The sequence below is a fragment of the Okibacterium endophyticum genome, from assembly GCF_054780075.1.
Map to the genome: position 1 here is coordinate 41975 of NZ_BAAGXA010000008.1, position 16383 is coordinate 58357.

Annotated in this window: 14 protein-coding genes; 10 read left to right on the forward strand and 4 right to left on the reverse strand. The window is 65.8% G+C overall.

Annotated elements, in window-relative coordinates; all coding sequences use genetic code 11:
• Positions 1-15 precede the first annotated feature (15 nt).
• Positions 16-1098 (forward strand): 1-deoxy-D-xylulose-5-phosphate reductoisomerase, encoded by a 1083-nt coding sequence (gene dxr / locus ACYVF5_RS12135; protein ID WP_460946727.1) that lies wholly within the window; start codon positions 16-18, stop codon positions 1096-1098.
• 10 nt (positions 1099-1108) lie between these two features.
• Here the strand turns inward: dxr and ACYVF5_RS12140 are convergent, their stop codons facing one another.
• Entirely contained in the window at positions 1109-2653 is a 1545-nt protein-coding gene (locus ACYVF5_RS12140; protein WP_460946729.1) for a Mur ligase family protein, read from the reverse strand.
• Positions 2654-2798: 145 nt separating this feature from the next.
• Between ACYVF5_RS12140 and ACYVF5_RS12145 the strand changes: the two genes are divergently transcribed.
• Together ACYVF5_RS12145 and ispG are read left to right on the forward strand one after the other, a co-directional pair.
• The gene (locus ACYVF5_RS12145; RefSeq protein ID WP_460947021.1) at positions 2799-4256 is read left to right on the forward strand and encodes a M50 family metallopeptidase; all 1458 of its coding nucleotides are present in this window, start codon (positions 2799-2801) and stop codon (positions 4254-4256) included.
• Positions 4257-4517: 261 nt separating this feature from the next.
• A complete protein-coding gene (gene ispG, locus ACYVF5_RS12150) occupies positions 4518-5675 on the forward strand; it encodes a flavodoxin-dependent (E)-4-hydroxy-3-methylbut-2-enyl-diphosphate synthase (protein ID WP_460946731.1) in 1158 nt (385 codons plus the stop codon).
• Positions 5676-5719: 44 nt separating this feature from the next.
• Here the strand turns inward: ispG and ACYVF5_RS12155 are convergent, their stop codons facing one another.
• Positions 5720-6664: a hypothetical protein gene (locus ACYVF5_RS12155; protein WP_460946733.1), complete on the reverse strand. Its 945-nt coding sequence runs from the start codon at positions 6662-6664 to the stop codon at positions 5720-5722.
• 160 nt (positions 6665-6824) lie between these two features.
• Here ACYVF5_RS12155 and ACYVF5_RS12160 point away from each other — a divergent pair, with 160 nt between their 5' ends.
• The 7 genes from ACYVF5_RS12160 to ACYVF5_RS12190 all read left to right on the forward strand — a co-directional run bounded on the left by ACYVF5_RS12160 (position 6825) and on the right by ACYVF5_RS12190 (position 13979).
• Entirely contained in the window at positions 6825-7832 is a 1008-nt protein-coding gene (locus ACYVF5_RS12160) for an AAA family ATPase (RefSeq protein WP_460946735.1), read from the forward strand.
• A 22-nt stretch (positions 7833-7854) separates the two neighbouring features.
• On the forward strand, positions 7855-8721 hold the full coding sequence (locus ACYVF5_RS12165) for a DUF58 domain-containing protein (protein WP_460946737.1): 867 nt from the start codon (positions 7855-7857) through the stop codon (positions 8719-8721).
• Positions 8708-9181 (forward strand): hypothetical protein, encoded by a 474-nt coding sequence (locus ACYVF5_RS12170; RefSeq protein WP_460946739.1) that lies wholly within the window; start codon positions 8708-8710, stop codon positions 9179-9181. The genes ACYVF5_RS12165 and ACYVF5_RS12170 overlap by 14 nt, the downstream gene beginning before the upstream one ends.
• Positions 9172-10167, forward strand: a complete 996-nt coding sequence (locus tag ACYVF5_RS12175) for a VWA domain-containing protein (protein WP_460946741.1) — start codon at positions 9172-9174, stop codon at positions 10165-10167. Before ACYVF5_RS12170 ends, ACYVF5_RS12175 begins: the two co-directional genes overlap by 10 nt.
• Positions 10149-11219: a VWA domain-containing protein gene (locus ACYVF5_RS12180; protein ID WP_460946743.1), complete on the forward strand. Its 1071-nt coding sequence runs from the start codon at positions 10149-10151 to the stop codon at positions 11217-11219. Before ACYVF5_RS12175 ends, ACYVF5_RS12180 begins: the two co-directional genes overlap by 19 nt.
• 34 nt (positions 11220-11253) lie before the next feature.
• Entirely contained in the window at positions 11254-12096 is an 843-nt protein-coding gene (locus ACYVF5_RS12185) for a hypothetical protein (RefSeq protein WP_460946745.1), read from the forward strand.
• Positions 12097-12200: 104 nt separating this feature from the next.
• Positions 12201-13979, forward strand: coding sequence for a proline--tRNA ligase (locus ACYVF5_RS12190; RefSeq protein ID WP_460946747.1), 1779 nt, complete (start codon positions 12201-12203; stop codon positions 13977-13979).
• Positions 13980-14006: 27 nt separating this feature from the next.
• Here the strand turns inward: ACYVF5_RS12190 and ACYVF5_RS12195 are convergent, their stop codons facing one another.
• Entirely contained in the window at positions 14007-15482 is a 1476-nt protein-coding gene (locus ACYVF5_RS12195; protein WP_460946749.1) for an alanine/glycine:cation symporter family protein, read from the reverse strand.
• 206 nt (positions 15483-15688) lie between these two features.
• Complete coding sequence (locus ACYVF5_RS12200) at positions 15689-16231, reverse strand: flavin reductase family protein (protein ID WP_460946751.1); 543 nt, start codon at positions 16229-16231, stop codon at positions 15689-15691.
• Positions 16232-16383: the final 152 nt, after the last annotated feature.

Below are 16383 nucleotides of genomic sequence, written 5' to 3' on the forward strand. Positions count from 1 at the left end.
CGCTAGGGTGTGAGTGTGAGACGCGTCATCATCCTCGGTTCGACCGGGTCGATCGGAACCCAGGCGCTCGACGTCATCAGGGCGAACCCGACGCGGTTCGACGTTGTCGGACTTGCGGCGAACAGCAATCGGGCGCTGCTCGACGAGCAGGCGGCCGCCTTCCACGTTGACGACACCGCGCTCGGCGCGGACGAGGCGGCGAAGCTCGTGCGCGATGTCGATGCAGACGTGGTGCTCAACGGCATCACCGGGTCCGTCGGCCTCGGGCCCACTCTGGCTGCGCTCGAGGCCGGGCGCACGCTGGCGCTCGCCAACAAGGAATCGCTGATCGTCGGCGGTGATCTCGTGAAGCGGCTGGCAGCGCCGGGGCAGATCGTGCCCGTGGACTCTGAGCACTCTGCACTCGCACAGGCGCTTCGGTCAGGGACGCCGCGTGACGTCCGGCGGCTGATCGTGACCGCGTCGGGCGGCCCGTTCCGGGGTCGCACGAGGTCGGCTCTCGCGTCGGTCACGCCGGCGGAGGCGCTCGCCCACCCGACCTGGGACATGGGGCTTGTCGTCACCACCAACTCCGCGACCCTCGTCAACAAGGGACTCGAAGTGATCGAAGCGCACCTGCTGTTCGACGTGCCGTACGAGCGCATCGACGTCGTTGTGCATCCGCAGTCGATTGTGCACTCGATGGTGGAGTACATCGACGGTTCGACGATCGCACAGGCCTCGCCGCCCGACATGCGCCTTCCGATCTCGCTCGGACTCGACTGGCCGAATCGGGTCGCCGGTGCCGGCAAGCCCATCGACTGGGCAGTGCAGACGGCGTGGACGTTCGAGCCGCTCGACGACGAGGTGTTCCCGGCGGTTGCGCTCGCCAAATCCGTTGGCCGTGCGGGCCAGAGCTATCCAGCTGTGTTCAACGCTGCGAACGAGCAGGCGGTCGCGGCCTTTCACTCGGGTCGCATAGGTTTTCTCGAGATCGTCGACACCGTGTCGAAGGTGGCAGACGCGCATGAGCCGCACGGTGAGCTGACGCTCGAGACCCTCGCAGACGCCGAACGCTGGGCGCGGGCGGCAGCAGACGCGCACATCGCCCGCACCTGACCGCCGTCCGCTACCAGCCGGCCTCGATGAGCGCGCGCCGTGACTCGAGGGCGGCGTCGAACGGTTGCTCGACGCCGCGCACGTCGCGATAGTCCTGTGACGCCAGCCCGGCCCAGAGGATCGTGTCGCCCTCTGCGGCACTGGCGACTGCCGCACGAATAGCCTCGCGCGGGTCGCCGATCTCACGCACATCGCCTTCGGGGTTCTCGTCGTGCGCGCCTTCGCGCAGCGCGCGGCGAATCCCCGCAGGGTCTTCGAACCGCACATGGTGGTCGGTGAGGATGAGCAGGTCGCTTCCCCTCATCGCCTCTCGTCCCATGTCATGGCGCTTCGTGGCATCCCGTCCGCCGTCTGCACCGGTCACCATGATCACGCGTCCGGACGTCACCGCTCGCACGGCGGCGAGGGACTTGGAGAACGCATCCGGAGTGTGCCCCGAGTCGACGTAGAGGGTGGGGCCGCGGACCCCAGAGACGCGCACGAGGCGTCCGGGAAGGTCGACGAGGATCCTGCCGTCGCTCGCCAGAACGTTCGACAGGTCGTGGAGCGCGATCCCGCCTTCGACGAGCATGGCTATGGCCAGGCCGGCATTGGATGCCATGTGCCGGCCGATCAGCGGAACCCGCGTCGTGACGCTGCCGTTGGTGGTGTGCGTGAGGGTGAACTCGGTGTAGTCCGGCCGCTCGGCGTCGACAGACAGCAGCCAGTCAGCATCGGGAACGGTGTGTGAGTGTGGATCGACGGTCGCGATCGTCGCAACGGGAACCTGCGAGCGGGCGACGACGTCGAAACCCGCCGGGCTGTCGAGGCTCACCACAGCGCGTTTCGCGCGGAGAGAGGTGAAGAGCCCGATCTTCGCCTCGAGGTACTCATCCATGCTCGCGTAATCGTCGAGGTGATCGTGGCTGAGATTGGTGAAGGCTGCGACGTCGAACATCACTCCGTCGACGCGGTGTCGCGAGAGCGCGTGTGCACTGACCTCGATGATGACGGCGTCGACGCGCACCTCGCGCATCCTCGCCAGCAGAGCGTGAAGCTCGGTGGCTTCGGGGGTGGTGAGATGGCTGGTCACCGCCTCGTCACCGACGCGGCGCTCGGCTGTCGAGCTGAGTCCGGTGGTCTTGCCGAGCTGCTTGAGCAGGGCGTCGAGCATGTGCGCCGTCGAGGTCTTGCCGTTCGTGCCGGTGATGCCGAGGGTGAGAGGGGTGCTCCCGTCCCCGTTGTCATCGCCGGTGCCGTAGATCGCCGCGGCCAGGTCACCGGCGATCAGTCGTGGTGAGTCCCCACTCCTGAGAACGGGCACTCCGGCGCTCGCGGCCTTCTGAACCCCGTTCGCATCGGTGACGATCGCCGCAGCGCCGCGCGAGACGGCATCCGCGGCGAAATCGGCGCCGTGCGCGTTCGCACCGGGCACACCGAGATAGAGGTCGCCGGGCTGCACGTCCGTGCTTGCCATGCTGATGCCGCTCACGATGACCGCTCCGGGGTCTCCCTCGAGCCGGAATCGGCGGGCGAGGTCGGCGAGGGGCACGGAGGGCGGAGTATGCGGTCGCATAGGTCCATCGTCTCACGGTGAGCCGCAGGGGTCACCGACGCGGCCGGCCAGCGATGCTGCCGGTGACGGATGCGGCCATGGGAGCCTCACAGGCCTCAGCCAGCATCCCCACGGCATTCGGCGGTATCGTTCACGGGTGGAAACCGTGCTGCAATACATCCTCGGCATACTGATCATCGTGGTCGGGCTCGGCCTGTCCATCGGTCTCCACGAAATCGGGCACCTGGTGCCCGCGAAGCTTTTCGGCGTCAAAGTCACCCAGTACATGATCGGCTTCGGTCCGACGATCTGGTCCAAACGCCGTGGCGAGACCGAGTACGGCGTCAAGGCCTTCCCCCTCGGCGGGTACATCTCGATGATCGGGATGTTCCCACCCGGCAAGGGCGAAAGCGCCCACGAGTCGAGCACGGGCTTCTTTCAGCAGCTGAACACCGAGCAGGCAGCCAGGCGGACCCGACACGGCGTCGCCGTCGACGAACGTCCGCAGATCGCAGAGGGAGCCACCGATATCGGCGCCCCCGTCGATGCCTCCACCGGTACGAGACGCCGTTTCTTCAACGGCCTGGTGCAGGATGCGCGCGACGCCAGCGCCGAGACGATCGGTGCGGGCGAAGAGACGCGCGCCTTCTATCGGCTGCCCGTGTGGAAGCGCATCATCGTGATGCTCGGCGGGCCCGCGATGAACCTGCTGCTCGCCATCGTCTTCTTCGGGGTGTATCTGGTCGGCTTCGGGGTGCCTCAGTCGACAACGACCATCCTCGATGTGAACGAGTGCGTTCTGCCGGCCACGAGCGAGCAGACGACGTGCGAGGCAGACGATCCGCCCTCGCCGGCCGCAGCCGCCGGTCTGAGGCCCGGCGACACGATGATCTCGATCGGGGGCACCGAGATCACCAGCTGGGAGCAGATGAGCGAGATCATCAGCACGTCGCCCGGCCAGTCCCTGTCGGTGGTCTACGAGCGCGATGGCGAGCAGAACACCACAACACTCACACCCCTGCTGACGGAGCGGTACGTCGTCGACGAGAATGGTCAGCAGATCGAGGACTCCTCCGGCAGCCCGGTCACCGAAGAGGTCGGCATCGCCGGGATCTATTCTCGAGAGGAGCTTGTGCGGCAACCCGCGACGGCCGTGCTCCCGTTCATCGGAGAGAACGTCGCCAACGTCGCCAACATCATCCTCAACCTGCCGCAGCGTTTGATCGACGTCGCGAACGCAGCCTTCGGACCGGGCGAACGAGACCCCAACGGACCGATGAGCGTGGTCGGCGTCGGCCGCATCGCCGGCGAAGTCGCGTCACTTGACGACGTCTCCCTCGGCGCCAAGGCCCAGACGATGATCGGACTGCTCGGCTCGTTGAACATCGCGCTTCTCGTGTTCAACCTGGTGCCGCTGATGCCCCTCGACGGCGGTCACGTCGCAGCTGCCGGGTGGGAGGGCATCCGCCGCTGGTTCGCGAAACTCCGTGGACGCAAGGACCCCGGCCCCGTGGACGCGGCCAAGCTCATGCCGCTCACCTTCACGGTGGTGATCGTGCTGGGCGCGATGAGCCTGCTGCTCATCTATGCCGACATCGTCAAACCCGTTGACCTCTTCGGCTGATCCCCGTTCCCTGCAGCTCGCCCCCGTCTCTGCAGCTCGCCCCCGTCCCGCGCTACACATTTTGTGACGCGCGCCCCGAGCTCGGGGCGCGCGTCACAAAATGTGTAGCGCGTGGCAGAGGTGTCGCGCCGTACTACAGCGGGCGGGGGCATCGCGATACTCCGCTCGGAGCAGTCACGAGGGCGCCGCCAACAGAGGGTTCGCCCTCGACGTGCTGCGGGCATCCAGAGTTCGCGGAGCATGCGGACGTAGGATGATGCGGTGGCAGCAATCAACCTCGGTCTCCCCAAAGTCCCCGAAACCCTGAGTCCTCGGCGTGTGTCGAGACAGATCAAGGTGGGCAAGGTCCTCGTGGGCGGAGACGCACCGGTCAGCGTGCAGTCGATGACAACAACACCGACGACGAACATCAACGCGACGCTGCAGCAGATCGCCGAGCTGACGGCATCCGGTTGCGACATCGTGAGGGTCGCCGTTCCGAGCCGTGACGACGCAGAGGCGCTGCCGATCATCGCGAAGAAGAGCCAGATCCCGGTGATCGCCGACATCCATTTTCAGCCGAACTACGTCTTCGCGGCCATCGATGCCGGCTGCGCGGCCGTGCGCGTGAACCCCGGGAACATCCGCAAGTTCGACGACCGCGTCGGTGAGATCGCCAAGCGTGCCAAAGAGGCGGGCGTCTCGCTGCGCATCGGCGTGAACGCCGGTTCCCTCGATCCCCGGCTACTGCAGAAATACGGCAAGGCGACGCCGGAGGCACTCGTCGAGAGCGCTGTCTGGGAGGCGAGCCTCTTCGAGGAGCACGACTTTCACGACTTCAAGATCTCGGTGAAGCACAACGACCCCGTTGTGATGGTCAAGGCCTACCGTCAGCTCGCCGAGCAGGGCGACTGGCCGCTCCACCTCGGCGTCACCGAGGCCGGGCCCGCGTTCCAGGGCACGATCAAGAGCGCGACCGCATTCGGCATCCTGCTCTCCGAGGGCATCGGAGACACGATCAGGGTGTCGCTCTCGGCCCCGCCCGCCGAAGAGATCAAGGTCGGGCTGCAGATTCTGCAGTCCCTCAACCTGCGCGAGCGCAAACTCGAGATCGTCTCGTGCCCGAGTTGCGGGCGCGCGCAGGTCGATGTCTACAAACTCGCCGACGACGTCACGGCCGGCCTCGAGGGCATGAGCGTTCCGCTGCGCGTCGCCGTGATGGGATGCGTGGTGAACGGGCCGGGCGAGGCCCGTGAGGCCGACCTCGGTGTGGCCTCGGGCAACGGCAAGGGGCAGATCTTCGTCAAGGGCGAGGTCATCAAGACGGTGCCTGAAGCCGAGATCGTGCAGACCCTCATCGCGGAGGCGAACCGGCTCGCGGCCGAGATGCCCGCCGATGACACCTCGACAGGAACCCCCGTCGTCTCGGTGGGCCCATAGCCTGATCGGGTCGGCGTTCACATCACGGCCGGTTCCGAGAACGCTCAGCCGACCCTCTCGCCCCGCGGATGCTCGTGAGCGGCGGGCAGGTCGTCTCGTCGCCGCCTGAGCACAAGCTCTCGCACAACGACTCCGATGCCCGCGACGGCGATCGCGACGATGAGAGGCGGCAGCGCGAGTTCCGGCACGAAGAGCGCCATGCGGAACACACCGATCCCGTAGTCGAGCATCTCTGCCGGGTAGGGCAGCAGCATACGTGCTCCTGCTGCGGCGCTGACACCGGTGAAGGCGGCGGGGCCGACCCAGAGGATCAGGATGCTGCCCACCGTCGCGATGATCCGCCCGCGCGAGCGGACACCGCCCCACGCGATCGCGAGGCCGACGAGAACCGCGGGGACCCAGCGGACGCTGCTCAGCAGCCATTCCCTCGCGTCGGTGGGCAGAGTGGTGGGCATAACGGTCAGGGGAGCGACGAGGGCGGTCAGCCAGAGACCCACGGCGAGGGCGGCGAGGCTCAGCCCGATGATGGCACCGGGCGCCTGTGCGGTGGCGATCAGTCGCAGGACTAAGAGGCCGACGATGATCGCGAGCACAACGACGGCGAGGAGCGCGGCGACGTACAGGTGCGATGCGGTGCGCTGCTGGAGCCCGGACAGCACAACAACAGTTGTCTGGACGGCCGCGAGAACATCCACGGCGAGTGCGCCGCAGGCCGTTGCCAGCACAACCCGACGGGGATGGTAGGCGCGACTCAGCCGCACGGTGATTCCCGCCGCTGCATAGCCGGTCACGATGAGCCCGATGATCGTGGTGATCTGATACTGGCTGAACGGCAGCAGGGCGATGGGCATCTGTTCTGCTGGCGTCTGAGCGGCCCACAGATTCTGCAGGGGAAGACGGATGCCGGTGATCAGCCAGGGAACGAGTCCGATGAGTGCTGCTGCGGCACCGGTGAGTGCGTATGCGGGCGTGCCCCGTCGAGATCTCATGACTGACGACCGTACAGCACGCCGGCGTCTTCGCGCCTGAGTCGTGATGTCGCATCCGGAGGTGCGGCACGGCCATGCGGAGGCGCCGCACCTAGACTTGATGAACCCGCCTGTCACAACGGCAGGCGCGACCCGAACCGAACCAGCAGGGGATCGCCCGGTGAATCAGACCGTCTTGTCGAACACTCCATTGCAACAGGCAGAGATCGAACGCGCCCGAAGCATTCTCGGCACCATCGCACAGGGCTACGACAGCAGGGTGGTCGGCCAGCGGAGCCTGCGAACGACCCTGATGGTCGCCCTCATCACCGGCGGGCACGTGCTGCTCGAGAGTGTTCCCGGCCTGGCGAAGACCACGGCTGCCGAGTCGATAGCGGATGCCGTCACGGCGTCGTTCTCGCGAATCCAGTGCACTCCGGACCTCTTGCCCAGCGACATCATCGGAACTCAGATCTTCGATCCGAGAACCTCGACGTTCGACACGCAGCTCGGTCCGGTGCACGCGAACTTCGTGCTGCTCGACGAGATCAACAGGTCGAGCGCCAAGACCCAGTCGGCGATGCTCGAGGCCATGCAAGAGAAGCAGACCTCCATCGGCGGTGTGGTGTATCCGCTGCCCGATCCGTTCCTCGTTCTCGCGACGCAGAACCCGATCGAGCAGGAAGGCACCTATCACCTCCCAGAAGCACAGCTCGACCGTTTCTTGCTCAAAGAGGTGCTCGAATACCCGCACATCGACGAAGAAGCCGAGATCGTCCGCCGAGTCAACGCGGGTGTCTACGACGAGCCCTCTCGTCTTCCGCACGTCTCAACGGATGACGTGCTCTACCTGCGGCAGCTCGTCAGGAGGGTGTACCTCGACCCCTCCATCCTCAACTACATCGTGCAGGCGGTCTACGTCTCGCGTCACGTGGACCAGTACCTTCCGCCCACACTCGCCGGATACGTCGAATACGGCGCAAGCCCGCGTGCGAGCATCGCGTTCGCCGCTGTGGCGAGGGCGCTCGCGCTGTTGAACGGCCGTGACCACGTGATTCCAGAGGACGTCAAGTCGTACCGCCACCAGGTGCTGCGTCACCGGATCATCCTCGGCTACGAGGCCGCTGCAGACGAGGTCGAACCCGAGACCGTCATCGACGCCATCTTCGGCTCCGTCCAAGCGCCCTAGCATGCCCGGTCTGCTCCGCAGGGTGAAGACGAAACTGTCGATACGCGCGCACAGACGTGTGCGCGGTCTGCTCGACGGTGAGTACCGCTCGATCTTCCAGGGGAAGAGCCACGAGTTCGACGACCTTCGCCCCTATGTTCCCGGTGACGAGATCAAAGACATCGACTGGAAGGCGACCGCCAGGCACGGGTCGCCTCTCATCAAGCGATACGTCGCGACGCGCAAGCACTCCGTGCTCCTTGTGGTCGACACCGGGCGCAACTTCTCGGCGCTCGGTGCGGACGGTGTGCCGAAGCGGGAGACGGCGATACTCGCCGCTGGAGTCATGGGATACCTGGCCGTGCGCCACGGCGACCATGTCGGGCTCGTGTCCGGCGACTCCGCCCACACCGACTATCTGCCGTTGAGGGGCACGGAATCACACCTCGAGCGCATCCTCTCTGTTGTGCACGGGAGAACGGCGCTCACTGCCGCCCCGAGCGAGCTTGGCCGGCAGCTCGGCTTCGTGGCGCGCACCGTCAAGGGGCGGATGATCGTTGTGGTGATCGCTGACGACCGCGCCCTGAGCGATGAGGAACTGCGGTTGCTGCGTCGGCTGCACGCGCAGCACGAGATGCTCTGGCTCACCATCGGAGACGCGGACCTCATGCGGCCGGAGTACGCGGATCGCGACATGTTCGACGTCGCCGACAACCGGCAGCTGCCGGAGTACGTGCGCCACGACGCCGCGCTTCGCGAGGAGTTCGCGGCGGTGAACGCCGAGCGCGCACGAGTGACGAGCGATGCCCTCGAACGGCTGGGGATTGCCAATCAGCGAATCGAGGCAGAGGCTGAGGTTGTTCCGAAGATCTTCCGCCTGATCGAGAAGCACAACCATGCCAGACGATAGCGGGTATTACGCGCCTGTCCAGTTCCAGCCGCTCTGGGCGGTGCTCGGGCTGGTGCTGGTGGTGCTCGTCATCGCCTGGTACGTCTTCGTGTGGTGGTACTCCAGGCGCAAGCACCGGCCGAAGGCCGTGCAGACGGCAGCGGACTCCGGTCCGTCGATCGAGGAACTGCGCTCGCGTTATCGCGCACTCATCGACGAGGTCGAACGCTCGGCGGGCGAGGGCATGACCAGCGGGCGAGCGGCCCACCACCGACTCGGCGACCTCGTCAGGTCGTTCGTATCGGAGGCAACGGGGGTGAAGGCCAGGTCGATGACCCTCGACGATCTCGAACGGGCCGATCTGCACGAGGTGGCGGCCGCCGTCGAGACGTACTACCCCGCGGAGTTCGCCGAGATCGAGCAGGGAGACGTCGGGCGTTCGGCTGCCATGGCCAGGCAGGTGGTGACGACATGGCGCTGATCCACTGGTGGATGCCTCTCGTCTGGCTCGCGATCGTCGGCGGGCTCGTCGCCTTTCTGCTCTGGCGGCAGTCGAAGGCACGCAGACGGAGCGCCTCGCCGGCTGTGCCCATCGCCCACTCGGAGCGGCTGACGTCTCTGCCTTCCTACCGGGCGGCGCTGCGGCGCTACCGTCTGCTCCTCGTCGCAGGGGTGGTCGTGATCGGGCTGATGATCGTGAGTGCCGTGCTGCTCAGCTCTCGGCTCGTGAGCGTCACCAGCTATCAGCCCGAAATGCGCAACAGGGACATCGTGCTCTGTCTCGATGTGTCCGGTTCGATGATCGAATACGACGCGGCCATCGTCGAGACCTTCGGTGAACTGGTCGAGCAGTTCGACGGGGAACGAATCGGCCTTGTGCTGTTCAACGCCTCTGCCGCAACGTACTTTCCGTTGACGAGCGACTACGCATTCGTGACGCAGCAGCTCGACCGCCTGCACAAAGACCTGTCGAGCCCGACCACAGACGGCGAGTTCGTCAACGGAACGCTGCTCGGTGACGGATCGAGTCTCATCGGAGACGGCCTCGGCTCGTGTGTGATGCGATTCGACGACGTCGAGTCCCCACGGTCGCGGTCGATTGTGCTGGCGACGGACAACTACGTCGCCGGCGAGCAGATCATGACGCTGCCAGAGGCCGGCGAATACGCGACGCGCAGGGGAGTGGTCGTCTATGGGATCAACCCGGGCGACACCGGCAGCAAGGACTACATCGCCGAACTGGCCGACGAGATGGAGCGCGTCGTCACAGAGACCGACGGCGCGTACTACGCGCTCGAGGACCCGGGCGCCGTCCCGTCGATCGTGTCGAGCATCCAGCAGCGGCAGACGGCACGGCTGACAGGGGCGACACAGCTTGTGCGGAATGACGAGCCGACCTGGCTCGTCGTCGCCGCCCTGGCCGGTACCACCCTCATCATGCTGGTCGGATGGAGGCTGAGACGATGATCTTCACCCCTGTTCTGCCCATCTGGATGCTCGTGCTCCTGTGCTGTGCGCTCGTCGCGTTCGCGTTCGTGCAATTCGTCCGCCGCAGGCGAGACGGCGGTTCGTGGCACTGGCTCGTGCGCGCGGCAATGGTCATCGTCATCTTCGGAATGGCGCTGCGCCCCGGGTTGCCGACGAACCTGCGCCCGCCCGCGGCATCCGGCGACGTCGACGTCTACTTCGTTGTGGACACCACATCGAGTATGGCCGCAGAGGACTTCGGTCCAGAAGACGCCCCGCGCCTCGCCGGAGTGCGCGATGACCTCATGGCGATGACAGCCGAGCTCAGCGGCGCCCGCTACACGCTCATCACGTTCGATGCCGTCACCGTGCAGCGGTTGCCTCTCACCACCGATTCCTCGGCGATCACCTCCGGAGTGAAGGCGCTCAACCAGGAGATCACCGCGTATTCTGCCGGGAGCAGCATCTCGCAGCCCGTCGAGTTTCTGCACGGGGTGCTCGAACAGGATGCCCTCGCACATCCGGAACGTCAGCGCGTTGTGTTCTACCTCGGCGACGGTGAGCAGACCGTGGCAGAGCCGCCCGGATCGTTCGCCGAGCTCGCCGAGTTCATCGACCAGGGTGCTGTGCTTGGATACGGCACCGCAGAGGGCGGGCCGATGAAGCGGTTCTCGGGTTACACCGACGACGGCGTTGGCGAGGAGTACATCACGGCGTTCGGCGAGGGCGGCTCCGAGCCGGCGATCTCAACCCTCGACGAACCCGCGCTTCAGACGATCGCCGCAGAGCTCGGCGTCGACTACGTGCACCGCGGCGCCGGCGATTCCGTGGAGCCGGTCGTCGACGGGATCACCGTCTCGAACATCAGCAGCGACACGGGAGCGAGTGTGCAGGCCCCCGAGTTCTACTGGCTGCTGGCGATCGTCTTCGGGCTGCTCGCTCTCACCGAGCTGCCACTCGTGATCACGGCGCTCCGCGAGCTGCGTGCGATGTCTGCCCGGGAGCACCCAGGGGCGCAGAGACGGCGGAGAGGTGAAACCGATGGGTCATAGGGGTCTGCGCCCGATTGTGAGAACCAGACGACGGATGATCCTCTGGTCCCTGCCGTTCGCCATCGTCGCCCTGTTCGCGGCGGGCAAGCTGTTCAGCATGCCGCTGCAGGCACAGATCGCCATCGACTCGTATGCGGGTGGATACTACGCGCTCAGCGCCGACACGGCGGGAAACCTGCTGTTCCTCAATCTCGGTGAGCGGTGGGTGCCGTACTTCGATCGCGGCACGGCATATGCGGCGGGTGGCGCATTCACCATGGCGACAGACGATCTGAGCAAAGCGCTCGAGCTCGCTCCAGAAGACCGCCAGTGCATGGTTCGGGTGAACCTCGCCCGTGCCTGGGAACAGCAGGCGGATGTCTACCGGGATGCCGGATATTTCCAGGGCGCCATCCTGTTGTACGAGACGGCGAAGGCCGTGATCGATGACGGCGAAGAGGCCGGATGCTTCGAATCAGAAGACGAGGAGCGGGACGAGCAGGAACAGCAGGAGCAGGAACAGCCTGAGCAGCCTGAGCAAGGCGGCGGTGAACCGGGCGAATCTGACGGCACGAACCCTGACGCCACGAACCCTGGCGGCACGAACCCTGACGAGATCACCCCCCACGCGGATCCGGGTGAGAATCTCGACGACGCCGGGCGACGTGTCGACCAGAAGATCGAAGACGCCGAGCGGTTGCGTGACGGTCAGGGCGGCCAGCCGGGGCAGCCGGGCGATTCGGACCAGGGTGACGAAGGGCCTGGCGGTGATGAGCAGCAGGACGCCGTCGAGGAGCTTCGTGAGCACGGCGACGAGGCCGAGCAGCACAAACAAGACCAGGATGCCGAACAGCGCGGTGAGGAAGGCGACCGGGGGTACGTCGAGAAGCCCTGGTAAGAGGGTGTGCCGTCCGCGTCTCGATCGCCGTGGCAAGCGTGCCACGTCGCTCCGCCGCCTCCCGGCGAACGCTTCGCGTCCGGCCGCCGGACTAGCATGGTGTGGTGGTTACACGACTGTCGAACTTCTTTCTCCGTACTCTTCGCGAAGACCCCTCAGACGCCGAGGTGACGAGTCACCGGCTGCTTGTGCGGGCCGGTTACATCCGCCGGCAGGCGCCTGGCATCTTCGCCTGGCTTCCACTCGGACTTCGCGTGAAGTCGAGGATCGAGAACATCATCCGTGAAGAGATGACGGCGGCCGGCGCCCACGAGGTGCATTTTCCGGCACTGCTCCCGCGAGAGCCGTACGAGATGAGCGGCCGCTGGGACGAATACGGTGAGAGCCTCTTCCGCCTGCAGGACCGCAAGGGCGCAGACTACCTGCTCGCGCCCACACACGAAGAGGTCTTCACCCTGCTCGTGAAAGACCTCTATTCGTCATACAAGGACCTGCCGCTGTCGATCTACCAGATCCAGGACAAGTACCGAGACGAGGCCCGTCCGCGCGCAGGTCTGCTCCGCGGGCGAGAGTTCACGATGAAAGACGCCTACTCGTTCGACTACACCGATGAGGGACTCGACACCAGCTACCAGGCGCAGCGCGACGCCTATGAACGGATCTTCACACGACTCGGCCTCGGCTATGTGATCGTGCACGCAGACGCCGGCGCGATGGGAGGATCGCGCAGCGAAGAGTTCCTGCACCCGACGCCCATCGGCGAAGACACCTTCGTGCGCTCCGAGGGCGGGTATGCCGCGAACGTCGAAGCATACGTCACAGCTGTTCCCGAATCGCGGACGTTCGATGCGCTGCCAGACGCCGTTGTGCTCGACACGCCGAACACCCCGACCATCGGCACGCTCGTCGACGCGGCCAACCAGATGCATCCGCGCCCCGACGGCCGCCGCTGGAGCGCCGCAGACACCCTCAAGAACGTTGTGCTCGCGCTCACTCATGTCGACGGAGAACGCGAACTCGTTGTGATCGGTCTTCCGGGTGATCGCGACATCGACCTCAAGCGCGTGGAGGTCGCGTTCGCGCCGGCAGAGGTCGATGCGGCCACCGAGGCGGATTTCGACGGGAACCCGGGCCTCGTCAAGGGATACATCGGCCCCTGGAGCCCGCTCGGCGCCGTGCTCGGCGAAGAGAGCGCGACAGGCATCCGTTACCTCGTCGACCCGCGCGTCGTCGACGGAACCGTGTGGATCACCGGTGCCAATGAAGAGCACAAGCATGTGTTCGGCCTGGTCGCCGGCCGTGACTTCACCGCAGACGGAACCATCGAGTGCGCTGAGGTGCGCGCTGGTGATCCCGCTCCCGACGGCTCGGGACCGGTCGAGCTCGCCCGCGGCATGGAGATCGGGCACGTGTTCCAGCTCGGTCGCAAATACGCAGAGGCGCTCGGGCTGAAGGTGCTCGACGAGAACGGAAAGCTCGTCACCGTCACCATGGGGTCGTACGGCATCGGCGTCACGCGGATCCTCGCGGCGATCGCCGAGCTGCACAACGACGAGAAGGGTCTCGTCTGGCCTGAATCCGTTTCGCCGTTCGACGTCTACGTCGTCGCGGCAGGACGCGATGAGGCCGTCTTCGCCGCCGCGGCGACCCTCGCAGACGAGCTTGAGGCATCCGGGCGCGACGTGTTGTACGACGACCGTCAGAAGGTGTCGCCGGGCGTCAAGTTCGGCGACGCCGAGCTGATCGGTGTGCCGTGGGTCGTCGTCGCGGGCCGGGGAGTGGCTGAGGGGCAGGTCGAACTGTGGGACCGTCGCTCAGGCGAACGTCATCAGATCGCGATCACCGATGTCGTCACCGAGCTGAACGCGCGAGTCGCCGGCTGAGCACCGCTGCTCGGGCCCGGCGCGGTCTCAGCGAGGCACCGATCTCTTGTCGACGACGCTGATCGGCCCCGTCACGCTCAGCTCGTCTGTCCAGCACTCGATGCCGGTGAGCTCCGGGAGCCGGTCTTGTGTGAACACCGGGTCTCGTCCCTGTTTTCGCTGGTTCGAGTAATCCTTGAGAAGTGCGAACGCGACTCCGCTGAGCAACGCGATGGCGACGAGGTTCACGAGCGCCATCAGGCCCATCATGCCGTCCGCGGTGTTCCAGATGAGGTCCGACGCGAGAACCGACCCGGCGAGCACAGCAGTGACGGCCAGTGCCCGATAGGTCGTCAACCAGGCCTTTCGCGGTGTGATGAACTCGATGTTCGCCTCTCCGTAGTAGTAGTTGCCGAGGATCGAGCTGAAGGCAAGCAGGAACACGATCACGCTGAGAAGGATGCCCGCCCACGAGCCGAGCGATCCGGTGACGGCGTCGAAGGTCAGGCCGATTCCGCGCTCAGCCGACGCGAGGTCCGGTGTCGAGACCAGGATGATGAAAGCGGTGATCGAGCAGACGAGGAATGTGTCGAAGTAGACACCGAGAGTCTGTACGAGGCCCTGCTTGACCGGGTGGGTCACGGCAGCAGACGCGCCGGCGTTCGGAGCCGAGCCGAGCCCGGCTTCGTTCGAGAACATTCCCCGCTTGACACCCTGCATGATGATGGTGCCGAGCACTCCGCCCGCGATCTCTTGGAACCCGAAGGCACCGGAGAAGATCTCGCCGAACACACGCGGCACCTCGCTGATGTTGAGTCCCACGACGATCAGTCCGAGCACGAGATAGAGCAGCGCCATCAGGGGAACGACGGCCTGGGTCACTGACGCGATCCTGCGCACACCGCCGAAGACGACAAGCGCCGTGAGCACGGCGAGTGCGATGCCGACGAGCCACGGCAGCCAGGCGATGTCTGCGCCCACTGCCGTTGTGACGGTGGCGCTGATCGTGTTGGCCTGAAGGGAGCTGAAGGCGAACGGAAAGCAGACGATGAGGATGACGGCGAAGACGATGCCCATCCACCGCGCTTTGAGTCCACGCTCCATGTAATACGCGGGGCCGCCTCGAAAGCCGTCTGCGTCCTTCGTTTTGTAGAGCTGCCCCAGAGTCGATTCGACGAAGCTCGATGCGCCGCCCACGAAGGCCATCGTCCACATCCAGAACACGGCACCCGGGCCGCCGACCGCTATGGCCGTTCCCACGCCGGCGATGTTGCCGACGCCGACGCGCGATGCGGCCGAGATGGTGAACGCCTGGAACGCTGAGACCGATTGCGCCCTGCCCGAGTCATCCAACGGTGTCTTGTTGGTCAGCGTGCGGAACATCTCCGGGATCATCCGGAACTGCACGACACCGCTTCGGAAGGTGAAATAGAGCCCGAGCACAACGACTATCGGGAGCACCGCCCAGGTCCAGAGCAGGTCTCCCGCGTCGAGCACAAAGGCGTTCAGGTCATCGGTGTCCATGTCGGGCACACTACAGGTCGCCGAGAGGTTAACGCGAGCGCCGGCGACACCCGGCCGCCGGGCGCCGGGTGCGGCCAGGCACGGTCCGCTCCCTGAACTGGCCCGTCGCCGCCCTCAGAGCCCGGATGCCTCGCGTCAGAGCCAGGATGCCTCGCATCGATCGTGAGGAGAGCGTGTCGTGACCGTGTGGTCGTCGGTTGCGACGATCAGCGTGCGGACTCGTATGGCGCCACGTTCCCGTACCGGCCGCTGAAAAAGACGAGGGGTTCGCCGTCGCCCGGTTCGGAGCAGGAATCGACGCGGGCGACGACCAGCTCATGATCGCCCGCGTCTGCCACGGTCTCGATCGTCGCGTCGAACCAGCTCAATGCGTCCTCGAGAACCGGCTGACCGGAAGGGCTCGACCGCCAGGTTGATCCGGCGAATCGGTCGATTCCTCTCTGGGAGAAGAGCCGTGCGACCGGCTCGTGGTGTGCTTGAAGCACCGATACGGCGAAGCGTCCTCCCGGGCGGATGCCTGCCCAGGAGGTGCTGCTCCTCATCGCGCAGAACGCGATCAGCGGAGGCGTGAGCGACACCGAGGTGAAAGAGTTCACGGCCATCCCGACGTGTCCGCCTGGAGTCGACGCCGCGACTATCGCCACCCCCGTGGGATAACGGCCCAAGGCATCGCGAAACGCACGCGAGTCGCGATGGGCGTCGATCGTACCGGGGAGCGGAGTGACCGCGGGGCGAGCAGTGGCGCTCATCGTCGAGACCTCATCTCTGTTCGTTCAACCATGCCTTAGCGTAAAAGAGTATCAGAAAATATACAAGGCGTATAATAATGATCCGTATTTTTCGCGCTTGACGAACAGGCACCTGTCCTTCACAATGGCGAATGGGGACAAAAAGTATCCTC